The following is a 278-nucleotide window of genomic DNA, read 5'->3' as shown; positions in this document are numbered from 1 at the left end:
ATTCCGCGATCGCGCCACTTTCCAATGCGCCCCTGCTCCGCAAGCGCGGGACCGGTAGTGGTTAAGCCTCGACGCAAGGCAATCGGGCCGATCAGGACCCGTCCGAAGCGATCTTTCCGGCCGGCATCGCGGCGAGGCATTCCTCCAATCGCTGGAGCCGGGCTTTCTGCCAGCGCAGCGTGTGGGCGACGTCGTGCAGGCTGTATTTGGCTTTCGAATTGGCGGCTTTGATCAGATCGCGCTCGAGCCGCTCGATCTCGCGGCGGACCTGCCGCGCC

The 278-nt window shown here is 65.5% G+C and carries 1 protein-coding gene; it reads right to left on the bottom strand.

Translation table 11 applies throughout. The annotated features are described in order from the left end of the window. Positions 1–91 precede the first annotated feature (91 nt). Positions 92–278, bottom strand: a 187-nt coding sequence (locus tag EN807_RS35205) for a hypothetical protein (protein WP_135938138.1), incomplete at its 5' end; no start/stop codon positions are given.

This window comes from Mesorhizobium sp. M5C.F.Ca.ET.164.01.1.1, from assembly GCF_004792125.1.
GTDB classification, from domain to species: domain Bacteria; phylum Pseudomonadota; class Alphaproteobacteria; order Rhizobiales; family Rhizobiaceae; genus Mesorhizobium; species Mesorhizobium wenxiniae.
The sequence above is the reverse complement of the archived record's forward strand: the minus strand, read 5'-3'. Positions and strand labels throughout refer to the sequence as shown.